This window comes from Brevibacillus sp. FIR094 (genome assembly GCF_050477165.1).
Taxonomy (GTDB): Bacteria; Bacillota; Bacilli; order Brevibacillales; family Brevibacillaceae; genus Brevibacillus.
The window spans coordinates 17,631-41,940 of record NZ_JBEAES010000028.1; the positions used below are offsets into that span (position 1 = coordinate 17,631).

General features: G+C 50.3%; 18 protein-coding genes and 1 riboswitch. Of the genes, 2 read left to right on the plus strand and 16 right to left on the minus strand.

Annotated elements, in window-relative coordinates; translation table 11 throughout:
• Positions 1-44: 44 nt before the first annotated feature.
• The 3 genes from yunB to ytaF form a co-directional block, all read right to left on the minus strand.
• Positions 45-746, minus strand: a complete 702-nt coding sequence (gene yunB / locus ACQ5DJ_RS21855; RefSeq protein ID WP_429844296.1) for a sporulation protein YunB — start codon at positions 744-746, stop codon at positions 45-47.
• A 30-nt stretch (positions 747-776) separates the two neighbouring features.
• On the minus strand, positions 777-3,581 hold the full coding sequence (locus tag ACQ5DJ_RS21860; RefSeq protein ID WP_429844297.1) for a calcium-translocating P-type ATPase, SERCA-type: 2,805 nt from the start codon (positions 3,579-3,581) through the stop codon (positions 777-779).
• A 109-nt stretch (positions 3,582-3,690) separates the two neighbouring features.
• On the minus strand, positions 3,691-4,386 hold the full coding sequence (gene ytaF, locus ACQ5DJ_RS21865) for a sporulation membrane protein YtaF (RefSeq protein ID WP_429844298.1): 696 nt from the start codon (positions 4,384-4,386) through the stop codon (positions 3,691-3,693).
• A 166-nt stretch (positions 4,387-4,552) separates the two neighbouring features.
• On the opposite strand from ytaF, the gene ACQ5DJ_RS21870 reads away from it, so the two are divergent.
• Entirely contained in the window at positions 4,553-5,143 is a 591-nt protein-coding gene (locus ACQ5DJ_RS21870) for a TetR/AcrR family transcriptional regulator (RefSeq protein WP_429844299.1), read from the plus strand.
• Between the two features lie 19 nt (positions 5,144-5,162).
• A complete protein-coding gene (locus tag ACQ5DJ_RS21875; protein WP_429844300.1) occupies positions 5,163-5,792 on the plus strand; it encodes an HXXEE domain-containing protein in 630 nt (209 codons plus the stop codon).
• A gap of 58 nt (positions 5,793-5,850) precedes the next feature.
• Here ACQ5DJ_RS21875 and ACQ5DJ_RS21880 read toward each other — a convergent pair whose 3' ends face one another.
• The 13 genes from ACQ5DJ_RS21880 to kdpB (ACQ5DJ_RS21940) form a co-directional block, all read right to left on the minus strand.
• Positions 5,851-7,512, minus strand: a complete 1,662-nt coding sequence (locus tag ACQ5DJ_RS21880) for a DUF4179 domain-containing protein (RefSeq protein ID WP_429844301.1) — start codon at positions 7,510-7,512, stop codon at positions 5,851-5,853.
• Positions 7,493-8,059, minus strand: a complete 567-nt coding sequence (locus ACQ5DJ_RS21885; protein WP_429844302.1) for an RNA polymerase sigma factor — start codon at positions 8,057-8,059, stop codon at positions 7,493-7,495. The genes ACQ5DJ_RS21880 and ACQ5DJ_RS21885 overlap by 20 nt, the downstream gene beginning before the upstream one ends.
• A 196-nt stretch (positions 8,060-8,255) precedes the next feature.
• The gene (locus ACQ5DJ_RS21890) at positions 8,256-8,819 is read right to left on the minus strand and encodes an RNA polymerase sigma factor (protein WP_429844303.1); all 564 of its coding nucleotides are present in this window, start codon (positions 8,817-8,819) and stop codon (positions 8,256-8,258) included.
• 507 nt (positions 8,820-9,326) lie between these two features.
• Positions 9,327-10,169 carry an arginase family protein gene (locus ACQ5DJ_RS21895; RefSeq protein WP_429844304.1) on the minus strand — a complete coding sequence of 281 codons (843 nt, stop codon included), beginning with the start codon at positions 10,167-10,169 and terminating at the stop codon, positions 9,327-9,329.
• 62 nt (positions 10,170-10,231) lie between these two features.
• Positions 10,232-10,957, minus strand: a complete 726-nt coding sequence (locus tag ACQ5DJ_RS21900; protein ID WP_429844332.1) for a hypothetical protein — start codon at positions 10,955-10,957, stop codon at positions 10,232-10,234.
• Positions 10,958-10,969: 12 nt separating this feature from the next.
• Positions 10,970-13,300 (minus strand): universal stress protein, encoded by a 2,331-nt coding sequence (locus ACQ5DJ_RS21905; protein WP_429844305.1) that lies wholly within the window; start codon positions 13,298-13,300, stop codon positions 10,970-10,972.
• Between the two features lie 21 nt (positions 13,301-13,321).
• Positions 13,322-13,885, minus strand: coding sequence for a potassium-transporting ATPase subunit KdpC (kdpC, locus tag ACQ5DJ_RS21910; protein ID WP_429820885.1), 564 nt, complete (start codon positions 13,883-13,885; stop codon positions 13,322-13,324).
• A gap of 35 nt (positions 13,886-13,920) precedes the next feature.
• On the minus strand, positions 13,921-15,960 hold the full coding sequence (gene kdpB / locus ACQ5DJ_RS21915) for a potassium-transporting ATPase subunit KdpB (protein ID WP_429844306.1): 2,040 nt from the start codon (positions 15,958-15,960) through the stop codon (positions 13,921-13,923).
• 76 nt (positions 15,961-16,036) lie between these two features.
• Positions 16,037-17,710 carry a potassium-transporting ATPase subunit KdpA gene (gene kdpA / locus ACQ5DJ_RS21920; protein WP_429844307.1) on the minus strand — a complete coding sequence of 558 codons (1,674 nt, stop codon included), beginning with the start codon at positions 17,708-17,710 and terminating at the stop codon, positions 16,037-16,039.
• Positions 17,711-17,771: 61 nt separating this feature from the next.
• A complete protein-coding gene (gene kdpF / locus ACQ5DJ_RS21925; protein WP_111914364.1) occupies positions 17,772-17,849 on the minus strand; it encodes a K(+)-transporting ATPase subunit F in 78 nt (25 codons plus the stop codon).
• Positions 17,850-18,590: 741 nt separating this feature from the next.
• Positions 18,591-18,737: riboswitch (cyclic di-AMP (ydaO/yuaA leader) on the minus strand.
• A gap of 162 nt (positions 18,738-18,899) precedes the next feature.
• Positions 18,900-20,837, minus strand: coding sequence for a putative bifunctional diguanylate cyclase/phosphodiesterase (locus ACQ5DJ_RS21930; RefSeq protein ID WP_429844308.1), 1,938 nt, complete (start codon positions 20,835-20,837; stop codon positions 18,900-18,902).
• A gap of 9 nt (positions 20,838-20,846) precedes the next feature.
• Positions 20,847-22,172 carry a methyl-accepting chemotaxis protein gene (locus ACQ5DJ_RS21935; protein WP_429844309.1) on the minus strand — a complete coding sequence of 442 codons (1,326 nt, stop codon included), beginning with the start codon at positions 22,170-22,172 and terminating at the stop codon, positions 20,847-20,849.
• A gap of 37 nt (positions 22,173-22,209) precedes the next feature.
• The gene (gene kdpB / locus ACQ5DJ_RS21940) at positions 22,210-24,210 is read right to left on the minus strand and encodes a potassium-transporting ATPase subunit KdpB (RefSeq protein WP_429844310.1); all 2,001 of its coding nucleotides are present in this window, start codon (positions 24,208-24,210) and stop codon (positions 22,210-22,212) included.
• Positions 24,211-24,310 lie beyond the last annotated feature (100 nt).

The following is a 24,310-nucleotide window of genomic DNA, read 5'->3' on the forward strand; positions in this document are numbered from 1 at the left end:
ATTTTTCATAGATGTGTAATTCGTTCGCGTATAAGCGAAAAACATCACGGCTGGCTTGGGATTTCGTTGTTTCGTGGCATCGGCACATCGGGCTTGCCTGTCGGGTTGTCATACAAATAAGTCGGTACCTTGCCGACGATCAGGGCTTCAGAGACCGGGATTTGTGTGGTGACCGTCTGTTGCTGGGTCGCAAACGGGATAATGACCCGCAAATCGACCTCGACGTGAATGTAGACAGTCACCAGCACCATGTTGATCCCGGCTTGCTTCAGGCCTGTTTCCAGCTTGGTTTTGACGGCTCCAATCGGAACGAACGACACTGGAATATCAGGCCCAAGGTGCTCTAGAAAGACGTTTTTGGTAGCCAAGCCTAGTGGTATGGTTGTCTGGACATGCTCCTGCTCGAATTCCTTCAAGCGATTTTGAATACGCGCTGTCGTTTCCCCCACAATCCTGGAGTACTCTTTGAAATTAAAATTCACCGCTTTGATGCTTCCATTCTCGTCTTTCTCCATGAGGACAACTTCGTTGACGTCGAGACCCTGCTGAGACATGCGTTTGGTGACTGCATCGGTAATAGCGAGCTTTGCGACCTGCTCTGCCTTGGCCTGGGCAATCAACATCAACGTCGGCTCTACCCTGCGTTCCACAACGATAAACAAAACGATCAATACCACCATAATCAGCAGGAACCCAGCGAAAATTCTCCTTCTACGTCTTTTCCATCCTCCCCTTCTCACGCGCACGATGGCTCCCTCTCCCCTTTGGCGGCTCGGTTAGTCAGGACGAACCGTACGCATAGCTGGACGTTTCTCTTTGCTTGCGCGCTGTCTGCCGCCGGTAAGCACCCCACCGATTCCCGCGACAAACGTAGGAACTCCCGCCGCGACTAAAATTAATGCCCAATCGCGCAGATTCAGATCCGTTGTTTTGAAGATTGGCTGGAGTGTCTCCATGTATACGACACCGATCACGAGCACGATCGACGAAAGCACAGCCCAGACGAGGTATTTGTTTTCAAATACATTGCGGTGAAAAACGCTGTATTGACTCCGGCAATCGAAAACGTGAATTAGCTGCGCCATAACCAACGTGACGAAAGCGACAGTTTGGGCATGCACCAAGTCATTCGGATTCTCTTTGAGAGTCAGCCAGAACGCCAAGAGCGTCATAGCCCCGATGAGGAAACCACGGCTAATAATTTTCCAGCCCAACCCTCTGCTGAATATGTTCTCTGCCTTGTTGCGCGGCTTCTGATACATCGTGTCTTTCTCCGCCTGATCGACGCCCAGCGCCATGGCCGGTAAGCCATCTGTCACGAGATTGACCCACAAGATCTGGATCGGCACCAATGGCAAAGGAAGCCCGAGGAGCATTGCAAAAAACATGACGAGAATCTCACCTACGTTGGACGCGAGCAAATAACGGATGAATTTTCGAATGTTGTCATAGATGTTGCGACCTTCCTCGACGGCGGCAACAATCGTGGCGAAGTTATCGTCGCGCAGCACGAGATCGGCTGCTTCCTTCGTCACATCTGTACCGGTAATCCCCATCGCGATCCCAATGTCTGAGGTCTTGATCGCAGGAGCATCATTGACACCGTCTCCGGTCATGGCAACAACATGTCCTTGGCTTTGCAGGGCACGGACGATCCGCAGCTTGTGCTCAGGAGAAACACGGGCATAGACAGTCACTCGCTCCGCATACTCTGCGAGCTGCTCATCTGACATGCCATCTAGCTCACGCCCCTCCAGCACCTCTCCGTAGCCACGCATCAAGCCAATCTGCCGGGCGATTGCCTCTGCTGTTACCTTGTGGTCGCCTGTAATCATGACCGTCTTGATTCCTGCTTGATGGCACAGATTGATCGCTGGACGCACCTCTTCACGCGGTGGATCGATCATCCCGGCCAATCCGACAAAGACGAGATTGTTTTCCAGGGTGCCGATCGGCTGTCCCGGGCGGTAGCCTTGCAGTGTCTTATACGCGAAGCCCAGTACGCGCAGCGCTTTGCCTGCCATCCGTTCCGTTTGCTCCAATACTTGATGACGAAGCGTCGCGGAGAGTGGGATGAGCTCTCCCTTCCACAAAATGTGCGTCGATCTCGCCAGCAATGCCTCCGCCGCGCCTTTGGTCAGCAGGGAATACACACCGTCCGTTCCCTGTTCGACGACCGACATCATTTTACGGTCAGAATCAAAAGGAAGCTCCTCGACACGCTGTCCCTGACTCTTCTGGTTGCTACGCTCTGTATTGCCGCCCAATGCCTTCGCGGCAAGCACCTTGAGCGCACCTTCTGTCGGGTCGCCTACGACTTGCCAAAAGCGTGACGTCTTGCCCATTCCAAGCAGATTGCGCGTGCTTTGCTCCTCGCATGTCAAACGGGCGTTGTTGCATCGGTCTGCGATTCGGATCATTTGTGAGAGCGCTCCGTCACGGGCGGGAGATACCATTTTCCCTAGATAGTGAAAGGCTCCCTCTGGTGCGTAGCCGCTGCCGCTCACTTCATACGTGGAATCGCTGTGCCACACTTGGGTAACGGTCATTTTATTTTGAGTCAGGGTCCCTGTTTTATCAGAGCAAATGACAGAGGCGCAGCCCAATGTCTCGACTGATGGGAGTTTGCGTACGATCGCATTGCGCCGGATCATCCGCTGGACGCCAAGCGCTAGCGCGACAGTCACAATCGCTGGCAAGCCTTCCGGAATCGCCGCCACTGCGAGACTCACCCCGGCGAGGAACATCGTAAACAACTCATGACCATGCCAGACACCAGCAGCAATGACCACAATCGTCAACAGCAGTGCAACGACCACGAGAATTTTGCCCATTTGCTCCAATCGCAGCTGCAAAGGGGTTTCTGCTTCTTCCGCTGTATTCATCAAGTGCGCGATTTTCCCGATTTCCGTGCTCATCCCTGTCGCTACAACGAGGCCGTTCCCTGTTCCTCCAGTCACCATCGTGCCCATGAATGCGAGATTTTTTTGGTCGCCAAGCGGTACAGTTGATGCCTGGGCTGTCTCCAGTGTTTTCACGTTTTTACCGACGGGGACAGACTCCCCTGTCAACGCAGACTCCTCCACCTCTAGCCGATTGGCCGAAAGCAACCGTAAATCTGCGGGAATACGGTCCCCGGCCTCCAATTGCACCAGATCACCAGGTACCAGTCGCGAAGCCGGTATCATGGAAATGTGCCCACCCCGGATGACGCGCGCCATCGGGGATGCCAGCTCCTTTAGCGCTTGCAAGGATCGCTCGGCCTTGGCCTCCTGAATAAAACCGAGGATTCCGTTAATGAGGATGATCGCGATAATCGCAATCGCATCCAAGTACTCTCCAAGGAAGTACGAAATCAGTGTCGCGATGAACAGGATGAGTACCATAAAATCCTTGAACTGATCAACAAAGACCGAGTAGAGAGGCTTTCGCTTTTGTTCAGCCAACTGGTTGGCACCTTGTTTAGCCAGTCGCCGCTCCGCCTCCTGCTGAGTCAACCCTTGCGCAGCATCACTATGAAGGGCTTCGGTCACGTCGGCCGCCGCCAGCGTGTACCATTTTCGAATTGGCTGTGTATCCACCTACATCTCCTCCATCCACATCTCACTCCTTTTCATGTGTATGCAGACGAGCTAGAAAATAAAACAACCCGTCCATTTATCTGGACGGGTCTGTGATTTGGTTTGTCGGTTATTTCAAGCTTTTGGCTACACCAATGCAAATCAACAAAATCGGCGGCAGCCAGGTGAGTCGCGTCAACCAGCTAGCTTTTCCTGCGCGGCTGCCGAGGGCAATTCCTACCACAAGAAGCAAGGCACTCATCACTGCGATACAAAGGGCGACGAGCAGTGGCGAGTATCCCAAAAACGTAAGGCTGATGCCTGCGCCGAAAGCATCTAAAGACAGAGCAAGCCCCAACATGACGGCCTCCCAGCCCATAATATGCCCAGAACGGTCAGCATCGGCTTTGGACGGATCTTTTAAAATCTGGATCATGACACCAAAAATGCGGAACTGCGACAATAATACGATGGGTTCCTGCTCTTCCTGTTCTTCTGCAGCTACAACGGCATCGCTGCTCGCATCAGTAGACTCCTTCTGAGCCTCTGTCCCCGACCTTGTCGCAATGAGTCGCCACAGAGTAAATAAACCCATGAGGATCAAGACTGCGGCGCCAATATACTTGCCGATCTCGGGGGTTAACCATTCGGTGAGGGATGAGCCTACGAGCATGACACCATATACAACAGCAAACGAACAACCGGAAACGACGACGAGCGACAAAAAGGGCATTCTCATGTTCCGTAAACCATACGTCAATCCTACACTGACACTGTCCATGCTGATGGCCAGGGAAACGAGCAGGAGTGCGAGCCATCCGCTCATATGTGGTCACCTCTTTCCCATTGCCTATTAGGTATACGCGAAAAGCTCAGCTGATGTGCCAACAAATCATTGTCATCTCGATTGGAAAGTGCTACCATAAAATTAAACAACGTTTAAAACGTTGTTTAATAAATCGTTTTTGCTTCCAATAAAGAGGAGGTTGGTCATGTCACAGGTAGATAAAAACAGCGAAACGAAAGCGAAAATTTTGCAATCGACACTGGATTTGATCAAGATGGAGGGCTTCGAGAGTGTGACGGTGCGGAAAATCGCAGCCGATTCCGGTACTAACGTAGCTTTGGTTAACTACTATTTCGGTTCCAAGGATAAGCTCATTAATGAAGCCCTTAGTGCATTTCTAGGAAGCTTTACAGCCACATTTGATATTTTGGATAACACATCTCTACTTCCCCAAGAACGACTCAAGCAGTTTTTCATGAGCTACGTGCAGATCATCCAGCAATATCCCGAGCTGGTTTCCCGAATTTTTTCGCTTGGAGGCGCTGTATTCACATCTCAATATGAGTACGGCCAATTTCTAAAAAGCATCGGGTTCGTGAAGATTGAGGGAGTTTTGAAAGAAATGACCCGCGAAGAAAACCATGAAGTTCTCATGATGATGATCATGCAGCTGTTTGGAGCGATTTTTCTGCCAGCCTTGCTCAAGTCGATATTGTCTACAGGCGCTGGCATCGAGGTCGCTTCGGTAGAGCAACAGATTGATTTGTTATTCGCACGCTATTTTCATAAACAATAGGAAATAGGGGGAGAAACAGATGGGCTTTTTGCGAAAATATTGGTCTGATCTCGGTTTGTTGGTGGCAGTAGGCGTAGGTTTGTATGTCATGCTGCAATGGGGAACCCTTCCTGTTATCGAGCGGCTGTTGTGGCTAAGCTTCATCGCCATCCTTGTTCATCAGTATGAAGAGTACCGTTGGCCTGGATATTTTGCCGGCCTGTTTAATGGTTTGATTTTCAAAAGCAGCCATCCAGAGCGATACCCGCTGAATCCACAGTCTGCGATGATCATCAACCTCGTCATTGCCTATGTCTTTTATCTGGTTCCCCTCTTATTCCCGACGGTCATCTGGCTCAGTTTGGGACCGATTCTCATGGGCTTCTTCCAATTTATCTGGCATGGAATTTTTGCGAATCTAAAAGCCAAAACGCTCTACAATCCGGGCCTGTTCGCCGTTATCGTCTTCCACATCCCGATCGGGGTATGGTATATCAGGCACATTATCTCCACTGACATGGTAACGACGTCAGACTGGATCATCGGGACGATCTACTTCATCGTTGCGGTGTACATCCTCATTGTGAAGGGCAATATGTGGCTGAAGGACGAAAATTCCCGTTATACCTTTACTCATCAGCAGTTGGGGCCATATGTACACAAATCATAAAAACCAGCTCCTGTGATGAAAAGAAGAGGCCACTGTCGGCCTCTTCCTTTTCTTTGAACTATTTGATTTCAAAAGGTACTTCCCACTTCACGTCATGCTCCACCATATAGGTAGCGTAGGATACCGTGAGCTTTTTCAATTCTTGCTTCAAGAGCGGAATCGAGACCTCACCTTTGATCTGTACCCGTCCGTCCTTGTCTCTGGTGCTTTCAGTACTCACTGACGCAGAGTAAGCCTTCCCATTTTCATCCTTTACAAACCAATCCTGGTTCTCGACTATACCTTTTCCTAATGTACCCTCTATGGTCATTACGGCCTCACCTAGATCTTCGCCGTTACCTGGCTTCCATGCATAAGAAGAGAATGTAAAGGTACTGCCTGTTGACTCATCCTTGAAAGTCGCACCATTCTTGTCTAGTTCTGTTGGAACCAGATCAAATTTAGGCGAAGCCAGTTTTTTCTCATAAATCTTCTGAAGCTCAAGCTTTAATTTTTGTTCGCCCTTTATCGGGCTAAATGTATGCCACCAATTCAAAACATCGCCTTTTGGTCCTTCTTCCGCTTCTTCTTCTGTTCTCGGTGTCCGAAGAACATTCTCCTTTTTATCAAGCCCATCATCCAATGATTTCATATCCCAAGCTGCTACTACTTCCCCTTTTTCATTGGTGATTTCGTACATCATATTCTCTCCCGAAAAAGCAGGATCACGCTCTTTTTCAGTGATATGGCCGCCTCGCGGGTTTTTCCGATCGTATAGGATCGACGTTCGTTCAACGTCCAAATAAGCTGATTTTGGAGAAATAGTATCCAGCATGATCCGTGTCGCACTTGGGGAAAATTCGATATTTTTCAGTTCAATCCCTAGACCTTGTGGCGATTGAAAAGCCGTATTCTGGAAGACAACCGTTTTCGTCGCTTCCTTGGCTTTCTTCATATCAATCGGAATTTCCAAAGACCATTTTCCTGTCTTACCTGCAATTTCTGTCTGTTCCAAATACAAGGTCAGTTGGTCGGGAGTAGCTTCAGGTGATTCGAAAATCTCGTTCAAATACCGCTCCGTGATGAAAAACTGTCCATAACTTTTCCATCCATTTCCAACTTCTTCCAACCAATCTTTTCCGTTCGAATCAATCAGCTTCGCTTCCAGAAGATGATCCTCAATCTTGTTACCGCTCTCGTCGTACAAGTCGTAGATAACGGCGATCCTCATCGAGTCTGCCAGAAGCTCTTTTGCTTCAACCGTAATTCCTTGATCCGTCGCCTTTTGCTCCAGCTTTTGGACAAGGCCTTTATAGACAGCGTTTTTCATCCCTTTATCAGAGTTCTCTTCCATCTGAAACAAGCTGTTCACGTAGTTTGCAAATGTAGGTGATACAACCGTTCCTGTCACCACCAATGCCGTAAGTCCTGCTACTACCAATCCTGTCTTCTTCACAATATCCCAGCCCCTTTGTCTTCTAGTTAGGGAGGAGCGCTTTCGCGTAGAACGTGGAGGAACTGCATCAGACAGCTTATCCATGACCTCATCTGTAAACGCATCGAGTACAGGAGCCTCCGGAATGTCAGGAAAATCCTCTTCCTGCATGCCTTCTACCCACTCTTGTAGGTGCTTCTGGCATTGTGGGCAATTTTCTACATGTTGCTCCAATCCTTTGCTCTCGGCAGGGGCCAGCTCATCGTTTACGTATAGCTTCAATTGATTAAACATGAAGCATTTCATAAATAGCTCCCCCTCCCATCGTTTTCGTCAGGCTGTCTCTCATCTTTTTGCGGGCGCGGAATAATCGCATCTGAACGGAGCTCTCCGAGAGAGACAGTTGCTCGCTGATTTCCCGATACGACAGACGATGGATATAAAACAGGACGAATACCTCACGATACTCCTCATCCAGCAGCATGATGCTACGTTCCAGCTCGGCGTCCCGTTCCTTTTTCAATAAAGTCGTCTCTGGCGTGTCTTGGTCAATCAGCTGCTCCTCATCGATTTCTACCTGTTCTGTCCTTTTGCGTTTTCGCATTTCATCGAAACAATGATTGCTCGCAATTCGATACAGCCACGACGAAAACTTGTACTCAGGCCGATAGTCGTGTAAACGATAAAAGGTCTTGATAAACACGTCTTGAGCCAAATCCTGTGCGTCTTGCATGTTGCCGATCATCCTGTACAAATAGCCAACCATCTTGCCCTTGTATCTGTCGACAATTTGTCTGTACTGCTCATGATCGCCAGCCAGGATTTGCTCGATTAGTTCCTGATCGTCCGGCATTTTGCTACTCCTCCATCTATCACAGATCAAGCCAGCGGGGAATGCTGCGCAGCTTCCGTTTTGGTTGATTCATAAGCTAATACGGATCGGCTGGAAAAACCTTTCTCTTTTTTTGAATAAATTCTTTAAATTACCAAAAACCTTTTGATTAAACGCGAAAAGAAGAGGCTTTTCTCAGCCTCTTCTCTCATTCGATCTATTTGATTTCAAACGGTACTTCCCAATTCACGTCGTGCTCCACCGTATATTCAGGATAGGAAATGGTAAGCTTTTTCGGTGCTTGCTCCAATTTCGGAATGACCAGCTCGCCTTTGACCAGCACGCGTCCATCTTTGTCTCTAGTGCTTTCTGGTCTCAATGTCGCATGGTAAATCTTCCTATTTTCATCCTTTACATACCAATATTTGATGGAGACCATGTCTTTTCCTAGTGTACCCTCTACAGTTATCACAGTCTTACCTTTTTCCTCCCCGCTAGCAGGTGTCCACAATGTCCTTTTGCGTCTTCGCATTTCATCGAGACAGTGATTGCTCGCGATTCGATACAGCCATGAAGAAAACTTGTGCTCAGGCCGATAGTCTTTCAATAGGTAAAAGGTTTTGGTAAACACGTCTTGAGCCAAATCCTGTGCATCCGGCATGTTACCGATCATTTTGTACAAATAAGTAACGATTTTGCCCTTGTACCTGTGGATAATCTGACTGTACAACTGATGATTGCCAGCCTGGATTTGCTCGATTAGTTCCCGATCCTCCGGCATTTCTACTACTCCTCCATCTATCACCGATCAGCCTTTGGGGAATGCTGCGCAGCTTCCGTTTTGGGTGATTCACAACTAGTACGAATGGGATGGAAAATCCTTTCTCATTTTTTAAAAAAATCTTTTTTTCCTTTTAAAAGTGAATGGAGTCAACATTGTGGAGGAGAAGAAAAAGCACAGTTCTCTTCGACTCTGACACGCCAGTATGGGGGATTGACTGTCCGTCTCCACTTTAAAAAGAGGACCGTCGAGCCAAAGCCACCCTACGGGCGGACGTTTCTCAGGGAAGAAGTGTTCGACAAGCGTGGTCCTCTTTTTAAAGTTCCGACTGGGAAGGCGTTGTCAAGGTCTGCGAGCCCTGTGCTTTTTCTTCTCACCAGCTTAGTAAGTTTATCGATACCTTTTAAAACTTAGGAAGATCCAAAAAAAGAGCTCGACAGCCTGAACGAAATCAGGACTGCCGAGCTCACTCGTTATCGAATTTATTATTTCATAGATGGGAGGGCATTAAGCACGTGCAGATAGTGCCCGAGCGAGCAACTCTGCCAGTCTCCGCGCATACTCGCCAGCGGTATCCCTCGCCCCTGAAAACTCTGTCACTTCCATACTGGTCACGCGCGAATCTCGCAGAATAGTCGCAAGCAATGTCTCCGCTTCGGACAGCGACAATCCAATCTCACTTGGGGAATAGGCAGCTGCCATTGCGTCTTTGTGCATAATATCTACGTCGAAATGAACGAGGATTTTGGCATCAGGCGGGATCGATTGGAGCATATGAGAAACTCGCTCCACGATGCTTCCTTCTGTGAGCTGAGCCAAGGTCATGATCTCTACGCCAAACGTCTCCGCAGGCATCTGCTGGCAGCCGACAAGGCGGATTCGCTCTGCATCCCAGCCGCTTGGTTCGATCCATTGTCCGCGATCCTGAAGCAAAAACCACAATCCCATCCCTGCTGCCCCAATACAGCGAGAAGCCGATGGAACTACTGCATCCAGATGACCGTCAAGCACCAGCAGATACGCCCTCTCTTGATGAATAGCCCGATGAGCCTGCGCCGTTGCAACGATCAAGCTGCAATCGCCACCGAGCATCAAGACAAAGTCGTCTGTATCGATCCACTCTTGCGCGTCCTTTTGCAGCAAATCCCAAAACATACGCGGAGCCGGCCAATTACGAACCGGCGGAATATTATGGCGCGGCAATTCATCGGGAAGATGCAGATTTCCTACATCCTGCACATCCAAGCCATACTGCTGCAACTGCTCGATCAATCCTGCTGTACGAAGTGCGTCCGGAGCTAATTCTGTACCAGAGACATACGCCCCTGTGAAATGCGGGATACCAGCCACTTTTACTTTTATAAATAGTCCCTCCCAAGGAAATTCATGGTATGAATGTCCTTAGAAGTATATCACAGCTTGGCTTGCAATAATTGGATGAGATCACTGACAGACGGCTGTAACCAACGATCTGGCATGGATGCTTTTTCCCCGCGCAGCAATTGGCAAGCGAGCGCATTCGGATGGACATCTGCACTTAAAAAATACACCTGGTTTACAGGTTGCGGGAGCGCGTCCATGACTTCCACATATTTGTTGACGTACACCTGCAACGCATCCCGATAGGCTGGAGTGGTTAGTGCCGCGCCACACCACACGTCAATTCCGGTCAACGCCTTGGCATGAGCTGCATCCAAGCTTTTTGCGAGCGAGCAGACAACGAACAACAGCTTCTCTGGCGCCAGCTTGAACCGCTTCTGATACTGCTTGGCAAAACGGGCAAGTGTCGCATTCCAAGACGGTGTATCGTAGCTGCCGAGATCCGGGATGCATTTGAGTGCTGCTACCAGTTGTTCGTCTTTTTTCATAAACAACAGACCGTCGATCACTTGAAACGAAAGCCCGGCCAACTGCCCAGACAAAAACTCACCCACCCGCTCATGCATGACGCGAGAGATTCGCTGTGAGGATTTGCGCTTTAGCTTTTGCCGTATGCGCACCTCTTCTTCCTCCAGGTAGACCCGTATCAGCCTGGAAAACAAATCTGCCTCCGTAGTTGGCTCTAGTATCAGGCACTCCAAACGGCTATAGGCGTCTGCCACGCTTTGGTCCCATTGCCCTTCTTTTTCTGTGCCCATCATTAACCTCCCTCACATCATATCGGGTGCGTGATCGGCCACGACCAGCACATCCATGTGTCGGACCTCCCGCAATAATCGCTGGATGACCGAACCCTCGAGAATTTCCTTCCATCGAGTCCGTGCCGACTGCCCGATGACGACCTGTGTCGTTCCTTTTTCGTTCATATGCAAAATCAGCTTGGTGAAAACCTTGCGTCGGGAAGGGGCTTCGTATCGTTCGAAACGACCTCCGAGCCGCTCTGTTAGTGCCTTCAGCTTCGCCAGCTGTGTCTCTTCCTCTTCTGTCAGCGACGGATGATCCTGCACGTAAGCGACATGCCAGGACGCCTTCAACCGATACGCAATCCGGAACCCTCGGCGAATCAATCGTTCACTGTCTGCGCGCAAATTCACACAGACAAAAATGACTTCCTGCTGCCTCCAAGGCCCGCGCAGTGTTCGGCGCTCCCACGCCTCCAAGCGTTCGTCGACGTCATCCGCCACTTCACGCAAGGCCAGCTCTCGAAGCGCGATCAAATTCCCTGTTTTGAAAAAGTTGGTCAGCGACTGCTCCACCTTTTCCATCGCGTAAATATTGCCCTCCCGCATCCGCTGACGCAGTGCTTTGGGGGAAATATCAATCAGCTCTACCTCGTCTGCTTGATGCAGAATATGGTCCGGCACCGTCTCTCGCACGCGGATTCCCGTAATTTGCTCGACGCTGTCGTTTAGGCTCTCGAGGTGCTGAATGTTCATCGTGGATATAACGGAAATACCCGCAGCCAAAATCTTCTCGACATCGTGGTATCGCTTCTCATAGGCACTCCCTGGCACATTCGTATGTGCCAGTTCATCCACCAGTACGACCTCCGGATTTCGCCGGATAATTTCGTCCGTGTCCATTTCTTCCAGCGTTACGTTTTTGTACGGAATGCGCTTGCGCGAGATGAGAGGAAGTCCCCCTACCTGCTCAATGGTTTCTTTCCGTCCATGCGTTTCCAAAAGCCCAATCACCACATCGATGCCATTTTCGGCGAGCTCGTTGCCTTCTCTCAGCATCGTGTACGTCTTGCCGACACCAGGTGCAGCTCCTACATATACTTTTAGCGTCCCGCGCTTGATTTTCCCGATTTCCTCCTGCATCTCCTCATCGGAGAGTCGTCGGTACGGATTGGCCGTTATCGCTTGTTCTCGCTTGGTCGGCATGACGCGCTCACCGTCCCGCTCGGAACGATCCGCCACGATCAAGATATCGATATTTTTCGTTTGCCGAAGAATCTTATGAACGATGGAGCCGTACCATATCTCTTCCCAGCGTGTACGCTTGGATTGCCCCATGACGATTCGGGTCACATTATTCTCCATCGCATAAGCGACGAGCTCGTTTGCTACGTCCTTTTCACGTGCAAGCATCTGCTCTTCAAAGGTACCTCCGACTTTGTCCACGAGCTTTCCGATGGATCTCTTAAAAGTCGCTTCTTCCTTCGTCAGCTTCTTGGATAAAGGGAGAAAACAGACGACCAAGAGCTCTCCGCCGAGCCGCTTGGCAACCTGTTGTCCACGTCGAACCAATATCGAGCCGTTCCAATGATACTGGGCAGAAACCAGCACCTTCTCTGTGGCTCCTGAAGCCCCCACCATGCCGTGCTTCTCCCGATAATCCTCCAAATCCTCGTTTACGCCCGTAGCTACGAATCGAAGAGCGAGTTCCCGCAGCATATGCAGATTGTCTCTGCGAAACAACGGATGCTTGGTCCGAGTCGGGTTGCGATCGTCTTCTTGCAGCCGTTTCAGAATAGCTTCTGGCGTAACATCGAGCAGTTTCACCTCGTCTGCCATGGCAAGCGTATCTTCCGGGACACATTGGTCGATCCGTACCTCTGCCTTCGTCAGTCGCTCAGCCATCTCTTTCATCCCGGCCAATTCGTAAATGTTGACCGTCGCAATCACACTTATATTGTGGTTCAGCAAATACTGAACATCATCTAAGCTGGTTGGTCGCGGGGCATCTGGACGATTGCGATGAGCCAAACCGTCTACGAGCACAACTTCCGGATCTCGTTCGATAATGGCTGCAACGTCCAGATCATGTCTCGCTTCCCCGAGGGAATACCAGATGATTGGCTGGATTTGCTCCAAGCCTTCCCGCTTTTGCGCCAGCTTGGGATGAGTGGCCTCACCTGAGCCAGCTACGACTACATCAATCCCTTTTTTCTTCAGCGTCTGCCCTTCCATTAGCAGGTGATAGGTTTTCCCTGAACCACTGACTGCCCCCAGAATGATTTTCAGCCTGCCCCGGTGCATTCTGGAGATGGACTGCAAGATTTCCTCCGGGGACTTTCGCCGAAACTGCTCTACCATCTCGCAGCCCTCCTTCTATCTTTACTTCTTCAATTCGTCCAAGGCCAAATTCAGCTTCACTACATTGACACGCGGCTCCCCGAATACACCCAAGCTTCTTCCGTCTGTATTGGCTTCAATCAGTGCCTGTAGTTGTACCGGTTCGAGATTCCGCGCTTTGGCTACACGCTCTACTTGTATCTGGGCAGCTTTTGGCGAAATATGTGGGTCCAGACCGGAAGCGGAGTTGGTCAACAAATCAGCCGGGATGTCCTCCTGCTTCACGCCAGGATTCGCTGCCAGAAACGCGGCGATATCCTTTTGCGTACGTTCGATCAGGGCTGGGTTGGATGGCGCATAGTTGTTCGAGCCAGAACCTGCCGCATTATTATCAATAGAAGAAATGCGTCCCCAGAAGTACTTCGGATCGGTGAAGGTCTGCCCGATCAGCTCGGAGCCGACCACCTTGCCGCTCGCATCGGTGATGAGACTACCACTTGCTTGTGCAGGCATGACAACCTGTGAAATACCTGTCATCGCCAGCGGGTAGGCAATGCCGCAAATCAGCAGCAAAACGAGGCTGAGACGCAAATTTTTCAATATCATATCGGTTCACCTGAGCTTTCTTTTTTCAATATGAGTTACACCAGATTCAATCCGGTCAAAATCAGGTCAATCAGCTTGATGCCCACGAACGGAACGATAATTCCTCCCAATCCATAAATCACTAGATTGCGGCTAAGCAGCTTTGTTGCGCTCATTGGCGTGTATTTCACGCCTTTCATCGCCAGCGGAATCAGGATCGGGATGATGATCGCATTGAAGATCAACGCGGACAAAATCGCACTTTGCGGTGTAGCCAGGCCCATGATGTTGAGCGCACTCATTTGTGGGATCGCCAGCATGAACATCGCAGGAATGATCGCGAAGTATTTCGCTACGTCATTGGCGATACTGAACGTCGTCAATGCACCGCGTGTCATCAAAAGCTGCTTGCCAATCGCTACGACCTCGATGATCTTAGTCGGGTCAGAATCCAGATCGACCATGTTCGCTGCTTCCTTCGCCGCTACCGTACCTGTATTCATCGCCAAACCGACATCGGCTTGTGCGAGAGCTGGCGCGTCATTCGTACCGTCACCTGTCATGGCGACCAGCTTGCCTGCCGCTTGTTCTTTGCGGATCAGTGCAATCTTATCTTCCGGCTTGGCTTCGGCTACGAAATCATCCACACCTGCTTCGCGGGCAATCGTCGCTGCTGTCAGCGGGTTATCCCCCGTGCACATGACTGTACGAATTCCCATGCGGCGCAGCTCTTCAAAGCGTTCGCGCATGCCTGGCTTTACGGTATCTTTCAAGTAAATCAAACCGAGAATCGTATTTCCTTCTACTACAGCCAATGGCGTGCCGCCCGCCGTTGCAATTCGGTTTGCTTTTTCATCCAAGTCAGCAGGGATGTTGCCCCCTTGCTCTACCACGTATTTTTTGATGGCGTCGACGGCCCCTTTGCGGATGAGTACGCCGTTTGCCAGATTCGTTCCACTCATTCTTGTTTCAGCGCGGAACTCCACGCCTTCGGAACCAGGCAATTTCAGTTCAGTAGGTGCCAGACCTTGTTTTTTCGCCAGCTCTACAACAGAGCGTCCTTCCGGTGTTTCATCATGAACCGAGCTTTGTGCAGCTACGCGGTTCAATTCTGTGCTTTTGCTGTCGCCTACAGTGACAAACTCGGCAGCCATCCGGTTACCATGCGTGATCGTTCCTGTTTTATCCAAAATAATCGTGTTGATGTCACCAGATGCCTCTACGGCTTTACCAGACATGGCGATGACGTTAAACTGTGTGACCCGGTCCATACCCGCAATCCCAATCGCTGACAAGAGTCCGCCAATCGTGGTCGGAATCAAGCAAACGAGCAAAGCAATCAGTGTCGCAACCGGAATGGCTGCATTCACATAGTTCGCAATAGGCTGCAAGGTCGTGCAGACGATCAGGAAAATCAACGTCAAGCTGACCAACAGCGTATTCAACGCGATTTCATTCGGGGTCTTCTGTCTTTTCGCGCCCTCTACCAACGAAATCATGCGATCCAAAAACGATTCACCGGGATCCGTCGTCACACGGACGCGGATGCGGTCACTGACGACACGTGTACCTCCTGTGACAGAGCTGAAATCGCCACCTGCTTCTTTAATGACCGGAGCGGATTCACCCGTAATCGCTGATTCGTCCACAGAGGCGACACCCTCGATGATTTCCCCGTCGGAAGGAATCAGCTCGCCTGCTTCCACGATGACCAGATCGCCTTTTCGCAGTTCTGTGGAACTGACGACTTGAATGCGACCATCTTTCCCTACTTTTTTTGCTTGCGTGTCCTGCTTCGTTTTTTTCAGGCTCTCTGCCTGTGCTTTGCCACGACCTTCTGCCAATGCTTCTGCGAAGTTGGCGAACAAAATCGTCACGAACAGGATAAAGCTGACAACGCCGTTGAAAAACGGGTCCGAAGCTCCCCCAAACAAATTGGGTGCAAACGTCAGGAGGAGCGTAATGAAGAACCCGATCTCTACCACGAACATGACAGGATTTTTCATCATCACACGCGGGTCCAGTTTTTTGAAAGACTCGACAAAGGCCCGCTGGTACAAATCTTTAGGAAGCGCAACCGTGCGCGTTCTACTCATGGAAAATTACTCCTTTGCCTCTAGTATTCATTTTCAAATCGAAGTTCAAAAAGTCAGCTTTATGAACTACCTCTTATTAGCGGATCGTGAGCCACTCGGCGATTGGGCCGAGAGCAAGCACAGGCAGGAATGTCAGTGCGCCTACGATCACCACAGTCGCAATCAGAATCACTGTGAATACACTATTATCTGTGCGCAGTGTACCCATCGTTTCCGGTACCGGCGTTTTTGCGAGCAAGGAGCCTGCTACCGCCAGCATCGTAATGATCGAGACGTATCGGCCGAACAGCATGACGAGTCCGGTAGATATGTTCCAGAATGGCGTGTTGTCACCCAATCCTTCAAAACCAGAACCGTTGTTAGCTGCCGAGGAAGTGTATTCGTATAGCACTTGTGAAATGCCGTGGAAGCCTGGGTTCGACACTGCGGATGATCCCATTTCTGTCGCCAATGCAATGGCGGTCGGCGCCAAAATAATCAGGGGATGAACGAGAATCGCGATGGCGATCAGCTTCATCTCTTTTCCTTCAATCTTGCGGCCGAGGAATTCAGGCGTACGCCCTACCATCAAGCCCGCCAAGAATACAGCCAAAATCGCATACATCAAAATGTTAATCGTTCCAACGCCATCTCCGCCGAATACGCAGTTGAGCATCATTTCACCGAGTGGAACCAAACCGCCAAGTGGCGTCAATGTATCGTGCATGTTGTTCACAGTTCCTGTCGTTGCCGCTGTTGTCACGGCAGTGAACAAGGCGCTTTGTGCGATACCAAAACGGACTTCTTTTCCTTCCATACTGCCCATTACTTGTGACAGGCCAGCTCGTTCCAGCGCCGGGTTGCCGTTTACTTCATTGGCATACGCCGTAATCAGAAACGCCAGGAACATCACGAACATCGCTCCAAAAATAACCCAGCCTTGCTTGCGGCTCTTCGCCATGAAGCCGAATGCGAATGGCAGTGACGCCGGGATCAAGAACATTGACAAAATTTCGATCACGTTTGTTAGCGGTGTCGGGTTTTCAAATGGATGCGCGGAGTTTACCCCGAAGAATCCGCCCCCGTTTGTTCCCAAATGCTTGATCGATACGAGGGAAGCGACCGGACCGCGAGCGATTTGTTGCTCCGTTCCGCTTATGGTTGTCGCAGTTGCCGTCGGCTCCATCGTCTGCGGCACGCCTTGGGACACCAAGAGCAATGTCACGATAATCGCCAGTGGAATCAACACTCGTGTATGAGCACGTACCAAGTCAACGTAGTAGTTACCGATGCTGCGCTGCCCTGTCAGGCCGCGCATGAAGGCCATCACGACCGCGATCCCTGTCGCTGGCGTCGTAAACATCAGGAAAATAATGACCAGCATTTGCGATAGATACGACAATCCGCTCTCCCCGCTGTAATGCTGAAGATTCGTATTCGTCAAAAAGCTGACAGCCGTGTTAAAGGAAAGCAACGGCTCCATCGCCGCGATTCCACTTGGGTTTCCCGGCAGCATCCCTTGCAAACGAAGCAAGAGATAAGCAATAGCTACCATCGAAATGTTGCTGACCAGAATAGCCATTGCGTACTGCTTCCAGGTCATATCTGCTACGCGAATACCAGATATCTTGTATATCGCTTTTTCCACTCCGCCAAAAACACGGTCCAATCGGGTCGTCTCCAGCGAAAAGGAGCGTGCCAAATATTTTCCCATCGGTATGGCGAGCACGAAAAGCACCACCAAAACCAATGCTATTTGTATAAAGTCCACGACAGTTCCTCCTACTCCCTCTAAAAAATGGTTCCAAATAAACGAATGCCTCGGATAACCCCTAGTATTTTTCCGGGTAAATCAATGCGTGGCACAGGTACATCGCAAGCCCTGCCACAATCAGCAGCAACCAGATCATTTCTCTTTCCCTCCCTGTTCTCTTACCACGGCGTCACAAAACTTGATGAGTGCAAAAAATACACCGAATGAAAGCGCCAAGAGCAGTATGGAAACCACGTCCATGCAATGTCCCTCCTTTTTTCCGTACTAACTATTCCGTGAAGTCTGGTCGGATCGTCTCTCTCGCTTCCCTCTGTACAGGCTTCCTTGTAAAGGTAGTTCAAAAAGTTGTCTTTTGATCACGAAGTAGTCCTGAGGGCTTATGCGACATCGAAAGTGTCGTTCACCTTCAAAGTCCGGTGCTCATGTAGGTCCCCTACACTCCGCTCCTCCTTCATCAGGTTCTCGCCACTTTCTCGGTGCTGAAAAGCCAACTTTTTGAACACACATTTTTTTGAAAAAACCTGCCATTTGGGAAAAAAATAGACCAATGCTTACGATTTCCCCGAAAGATCGTCACATTTAACCGAGCTGAAGATAATCAGACGAACGAAGTCGCCCGCTTCCCGCGGCAAATAAAACAATCCTTTGTATCGGAGAAAAAGTACTCATTGGTCTACCTAACGCCCAGCCGACTTGAAGTTGCCTTCTTTGCGTTTTGTCTCCCGTTTCCTTTTTCCGAAAACAGCTATTTACTTGTAAGTAAAAACGGTCATTGGCCGTTTTTGAGCAAAACGAAAAGACCTGCATTACGTTTCGAGTCAACCCTTGTCGTCCCTCAATGGATAACAAAAAGGCCTCCTCAAACAGGCGGTCTTTAGACCTCCCTCGCTTTAGCCGACGAAGTTAGCTGACGGGTAGGATGGCGAAAGAGTTTCTCATCCCTCCCACGATTCATGCGTGGGATTAACCCCTACTGATTGGGTCCTCCGTTCCCGAGTGCCTCGGGATTTGGCCATATTTGCAATTGTTGGTTACGAGTCTCATTATACGTCCGGCATAATCGGATGTTAATGTCCTATTTCAGTCTTTTTCACACGATTTTTGCGTTCTTTATCCGTGTAAGCGATTTAAACCTATCAGGCCTCATCCGATCATGATATTTCATCGTTTCTCTCCTTTTTTCATTTTATTTTCCCCATACCGCGAGAGCAGTCGTGCCTAATTGTTGCATCCATTCTTCCAATTGCTCCGAAGGTAACGGCTTACTACAGTAGTAGCCCTGCATTTCATCACACTGCTGCTCACGCAAAAAGGCCAGCTGAACTTCGTTTTCCACCCCCTCAGCCAGTACGTTCATTTGCAAGCTGTGCGCCATGGCTATGATCGACTTGGCGATGACAGCATCTTCGTTTTCTGTAATATCATTCACAAACGACCGATCGATCTTCAAGCGGTTAATGGGAAAATCACGCAAGTAGCTTAGCGAGGAGTAGCCTGTCCCAAAATCGTCGATGGACAGCCATATCCCTAGATTTTTCAGCTCATGCAGGATTCCGATGAACCGCGTGGCGTTTTGCATGACGGCACTTTCTGTAATCTCTAGCTCCAGAAATTGCGGTTGCATCCGCGTTTCTTGGAGCACCTGTTTGATCATGCCAACCAAATTCTCCTGCTGAAATTGGCGGGCTGATAGATTCACCGCTATACGCAAGGGAGGATAGCCTGCTTCTGCCCATGCTTTGTTTTGCTGACAAGCCGTTCGAAGCACCCATTCCCCAATGGGTACAATCAAGCCAGTCTCTTCCGCCAAGGGGATAAATTCGGCTGGCGAGACCATGCCCCATTCAGGATGCCGCCACCTGAGCAGAGCCTCCACTCCGACCACCTGATTCGTTTTGCAATCAAGCTGCGGTTGATAATGCAGGCAAAACTCATTGCGCTCCAACGCCTTGCGCAGCTCCTGCTCGACTGCCAGCCGTTCCGCCGCCTGAAGGCTCATCGTAGACGAATACAGGTTGTACCGATTCCTCCCCTTTTCTTTGGCACTGTACATAGCGGCATCCGCATGCTTCATGAGGGTTTGCGTATCCTCTCCATCTCTCGGGAAAATACTGATCCCGATACTTGTCGTGACAATGCATTCCCGATCCTCCACCTGAAGCGGCGACTGCAAGGACGCAATGATCCGATCCGCCAACGCAATCACCTCTATCTCGTCAGCAATCGCAGGGAAAATCATCGTAAACTCATCCCCGCCCATGCGAGCCAATATGCCTGCCGAGCCGACATTTTCCTTTAATCGATGAGAGAGCGACTGGAGCAAGCAGTCCCCGAAATAATGCCCCAAGGAGTCGTTGATGTATTTAAAACGATCCAAATCAAAAAACAAGATCGCCATCATCTGCCCTTGCTGCTTCGCCTGGGATAGCGCAATTGTCAGCTCCGCCTCGAAAAGTCGACGGTTCGGCAAATCAGTCAGCGCATCGTAGTACGCCATGTGATTGATTGTCTGCTCTGCCTGCCTGCGATCCGTCACGTCGCGGATAATCCCGCGCAGCCCCGTGATACCACCCGATTTTTCGCTGATTTTCACAATGGAGCCCTCCACTAAGCGCCTCTGACCGTCACGCTGGACAAACGCCCAGTCAATTTGCTGGACAGGCGTCCCGGTATGCGACACCCACCGAAACGCGTGCTTTAGCTTCAGGGCATCTTGCTTGCCCACGTACTCCTGATAGCTTGCTCCCAACAAAGCATACGCAGGTGCTCCAAGTATTTCAGAGAGTGCAGGATTCACAGCGAGAAACCGACCTCGCTCGTCCAATTCGTAATAACCGTCTTTGATGCTCTCCAATATCGAGCGAATCTTCCTTTCCTCGTTCTCCCAATACGTTTGTTCCAGCTGATGCGTATCACAGGCATACCTCAGCGCCATGCGATAGCAGATAGCCATGATGATCAAGATAGGCGCTAATCCGGCCAGCCATACACCTCCTCGCGTTTCCTCCGTCAAGAAGAGCAGCAACAAGACGATGACAAGCATGAGCGTGGCAACCGCAGCAGCCAGCTTTAGCGCTATTTGTTTCTGCCTCTCGATCCGTTGCTGCTCTAGCCATAGTCCCATACCCATCACCTATGTCTTGAATCTGCGAATTAAACTTTTTTGCTGGTGCGCCAGCTTGCTGAGTGAATCAATGCACTCACGAAACGCCTCCACCGCACTGTTTTGCTGATAGGCCGCTTGTGCCACTTGATCAGCCCGCTCAGACGCCACCTTCGCGATTTGTGCCAGCTGACCCATTTGAGCGGTCACCGTCACCGTTTTGCCCGAGGTATGATCCAGACCTGTCGCGACTTGGTTAATGTGCATGGATACTCGCTGGACAGCCAGACTAATTTTTGCAAAAGCATCCCCTGCTTCCTTTACGACCGTCACGCCAGAAGCGACCTCTGTATTTCCCTCTTCGATGGACCCTACTGCCCGGGCAACGTCCTGTCGCATCTGTTCGAGCATGTCGGCAATCTGCTCCGCCGCTTGTCTGGATTGATCTACGAGCTTTCTCACCTCCCCGGCTACGACGGCGAAGCCTTTGCCTGACGCTCCCGCTCGTGCCGCTTCAATCGCGGCATTGATCGCCAAAAGATTCGTCTGATTCGCCATCGCCTTAATGATAGCTACACACGCTTCAATCTCCCTTGATCGCGTGCCCAGCTGCGTCACAGCTTTCTCTGTCGTGGTAAAAGCAGCCGCAATGTCTGCCATCTGCTGCACGGTTTTCGCGATGACTTCCGTTCCTGTTTCGGCCGCCGCAGAGGCACTTGTGGCTGATCCGAAGACATGCTGCGCGTACTCCTCCATTTGCTTCACAGCTTCTTCTACGCGTTCCATCGAATCGACGGTTTGATCGGAGCCTTTCATTTGCTCTCCAGCGCCATCTACCAGCTCTTGCATGGCTGCGACAACCGATCGGCTGTTTTCCGTTGCTTGCAAGGCATTCGTCGCCAGTTCCTCGGAAGCATTCGCTACATGATCCGCTCCCGTACTGATTTGCCCGATCAAATTACGTAAATTACGGGCCATCTGGTTAATCGCTTGCGCTACCTGACCCACCTCATCCTGCGTGGCGATCTGAATCTCTGCTCCTGTCAAATCTCCTGCCGCCATTGTTTCTGTCGCATCGGCAATGACACGAATGGATCGGCTAATTTTTCCGGAAATGATCCAGCCCAATCCGATGATCAAAGCAAACATCCCAACACTCGTCACATAAATGTAGGAAAGCTCCTCAAGCACACTCTTTTCTACTTGCCTGATTGCTTCTTCTCCAAGTTCCACACTGGCATCATAGCGCGCATTGATTTCAACCAGCTTTGTGTAATAGAGCTGCCCCAGCACTCCGATTAGAAGGGCCGCGGCGACAAAGCCGCACATGATTTTGGAACGCAACGATACGTTCACGTGAGTACACCTCCGTATGTCATTCATAGCTGTTTGGTTACCAAAACAGTTGCAGTCCCATATCAATCAGCTTGATTCCGATAAAAGGAAAAATGATTCCTCCTACGCCGTAAATCAACAAGTTCCGGACGAGAAGCTGGTTCGCATTCATCGGCACATAGCGCACTCCTCGCAAAGCCAGCGGGATTAACAGAGGGATAATGATCGCATTGAATAAAAGTGCGGATAGAACAGCACTGGACGGAGACTGCAGGTTCATGATGTTCAAAAGCTGCATCTCGGGTACTTGCTCGACCAGCATTGCAGGGATGATCGCAAAATACTTGGAAAAGTCGTTCGCGATACTAAAGGTCGTCAATGCGCCGCGAGTCATGAGAAGTTGCTTCCCGATGGAAATGACCTGCAGAATCTTCGTCGGGTCTGAATCGAGATCGACCATGTTGGCCGCTTCCTTCGCAGCCGTTGTCCCGCTGTTCATCGCGATGCCTACATCGGCTTGAGCCAGTGCTGGCGCATCATTCGTGCCATCTCCGGTCATCGCAACCATTTTCCCTTGTGCCTGTTCTTCCCTGACGATTCTGATTTTGTCCTCGGGCTTGCTCTCTGCGATGAAGTCATCTACTCCTGCTTCTTTGGCGATGGTAGCCGCTGTCAGTGGATTATCGCCTGTGCACATCACGGTTCTGATGCCCATGCTCCGCAATTCTTCAAAACGCTCGCGAATCCCCGGCTTCACCGTATCCTTCAAGTAAATCAGGCCAAGAACCTGACTGTCCTTGCATACAGCGAGCGGAGTACCGCCTTGTAGCGAGATTCGCGCGCTCTTTTCTTCAAGATCTGGCGGAGCCATGCCACCGTGCTCCCTGACATAGGCACTAATGGCGCTAACTGCTCCTTTTCGATAGTGGACGCCTTTGTAATTCAAACCGCTCATGCGCTCCTCGGCAGTAAACGGGATGATCTCTCCTTCATACGCTTTGACATCGCAGATAACCTGGTTTGCTTGCGCGAGCATCATGACGGAGCTTCCTTCTGGCGTATCATCGAACAGCGAAGTGAGCACAGCGACTTCCATCAGCTCCTTCTGGTCGACTCCCGCTACGGGAACGAATTCTGCCGCCAGTCGGTTTCCGTACGTGATCGTGCCTGTCTTGTCCAAAATGATCGTGTTGACATCACCAGCCGCTTCTACTGCCTTACCCGACATCGCGATGACACCAAAGCGGGTGACACGATCCATTCCCGCAATGCCAATGGCCGATAACAAGCCACCAATCGTGGTCGGAATGAGACACACGAGCAAAACGACCAAGACGGAGATATCCAGCTCGATACCCACATACGACGCAATTGGAACCAGCGTGACAACGACGATCAAAAAAATAAGCGTGAAGACGATAAGCACTGTATTTAAAGCAATTTCATTCGGTGCTTTTTGACGTTTGGCCCCTTCAATGAGCATAATCATCCGATCCAAAAAAGAGTCCCCGGGGTTCGTCGTAATTTTCACGATGATAGAGTCACTAATGACACGTGTCCCACCCGTTACAGACGTCTGGTCACTACCCGCCCTTTTGATGACCGGAGCCGATTCGCCCGTGATCGCAGATTCATCAATGGAGGCCAAGCCATCGATAATGTCACCATCTCCTGGGATGATATCTCCTGTTTCGACCAAGACCCGATCACCTTTGCGCAGTTCGCCAGATGAAATAACCTGCACACTGCCATCGGCTTTGAGTCGCTTGGCCTCCGTATCCCGCTTGGCTCGCCGCAATGTATCTGCTTGTGCTTTCCCGCGTCCCTCTGCCAATGCCTCAGCAAAATTCGCGAACAACACCGTGAATAATAAAACGGAAAAAACGACTGTATTCCACCCTACCTGATTCTCCGTACCAAAATACTTCGGAAACAACAGCATCAGCAAAATCAGAACCGTCCCGAGCTCTACGACAAACAGCACGGGATTCGATTTCATGACCAGCGGATTCAGCTTGCGAAAACTATCAAGCAGGGCCTTTCCTATCAATTGTTTCATAGCTCCTCCACATGTAATAACGCATAGATCAAATAGAGAAAAATACCAACAGCAAAAATGGAGACGATCACCACAGGATTGTTTTCCCCCTCTTTTTTCG

Excerpts from the sequence above, each read along its gene's own strand:
- ytaF (WP_429844298.1), bottom strand. The coding sequence starts at position 4,386 with ATGAGCGGATGGCTCGCACTCCTGCTCGTTTCCCTGGCCATCAGCATG.
- ACQ5DJ_RS21870 (WP_429844299.1), top strand. The coding sequence starts at position 4,553 with ATGTCACAGGTAGATAAAAACAGCGAAACGAAAGCGAAAATTTTGCAA.
- ACQ5DJ_RS21875 (WP_429844300.1), top strand. The coding sequence starts at position 5,163 with ATGGGCTTTTTGCGAAAATATTGGTCTGATCTCGGTTTGTTGGTGGCA.
- ACQ5DJ_RS21880 (WP_429844301.1), bottom strand. The coding sequence starts at position 7,512 with ATGAAATGCTTCATGTTTAATCAATTGAAGCTATACGTAAACGATGAG.
- ACQ5DJ_RS21885 (WP_429844302.1), bottom strand. The coding sequence starts at position 8,059 with ATGCCGGACGATCAGGAACTAATCGAGCAAATCCTGGCTGGCGATCAT.
- ACQ5DJ_RS21890 (WP_429844303.1), bottom strand. The coding sequence starts at position 8,819 with ATGCCGGAGGATCGGGAACTAATCGAGCAAATCCAGGCTGGCAATCAT.
- ACQ5DJ_RS21900 (WP_429844332.1), bottom strand. The coding sequence starts at position 10,957 with ATGGGCACAGAAAAAGAAGGGCAATGGGACCAAAGCGTGGCAGACGCC.
- ACQ5DJ_RS21905 (WP_429844305.1), bottom strand. The coding sequence starts at position 13,300 with ATGGTAGAGCAGTTTCGGCGAAAGTCCCCGGAGGAAATCTTGCAGTCC.
- kdpC (WP_429820885.1), bottom strand. The coding sequence starts at position 13,885 with ATGATATTGAAAAATTTGCGTCTCAGCCTCGTTTTGCTGCTGATTTGC.
- kdpB (WP_429844306.1), bottom strand. The coding sequence starts at position 15,960 with ATGAGTAGAACGCGCACGGTTGCGCTTCCTAAAGATTTGTACCAGCGG.
- kdpF (WP_111914364.1), bottom strand. The coding sequence starts at position 17,849 with ATGATCTGGTTGCTGCTGATTGTGGCAGGGCTTGCGATGTACCTGTGC.
- ACQ5DJ_RS21930 (WP_429844308.1), bottom strand. The coding sequence starts at position 20,837 with ATGGGACTATGGCTAGAGCAGCAACGGATCGAGAGGCAGAAACAAATA.
- kdpB (WP_429844310.1), bottom strand. The coding sequence starts at position 24,210 with ATGAAACAATTGATAGGAAAGGCCCTGCTTGATAGTTTTCGCAAGCTG.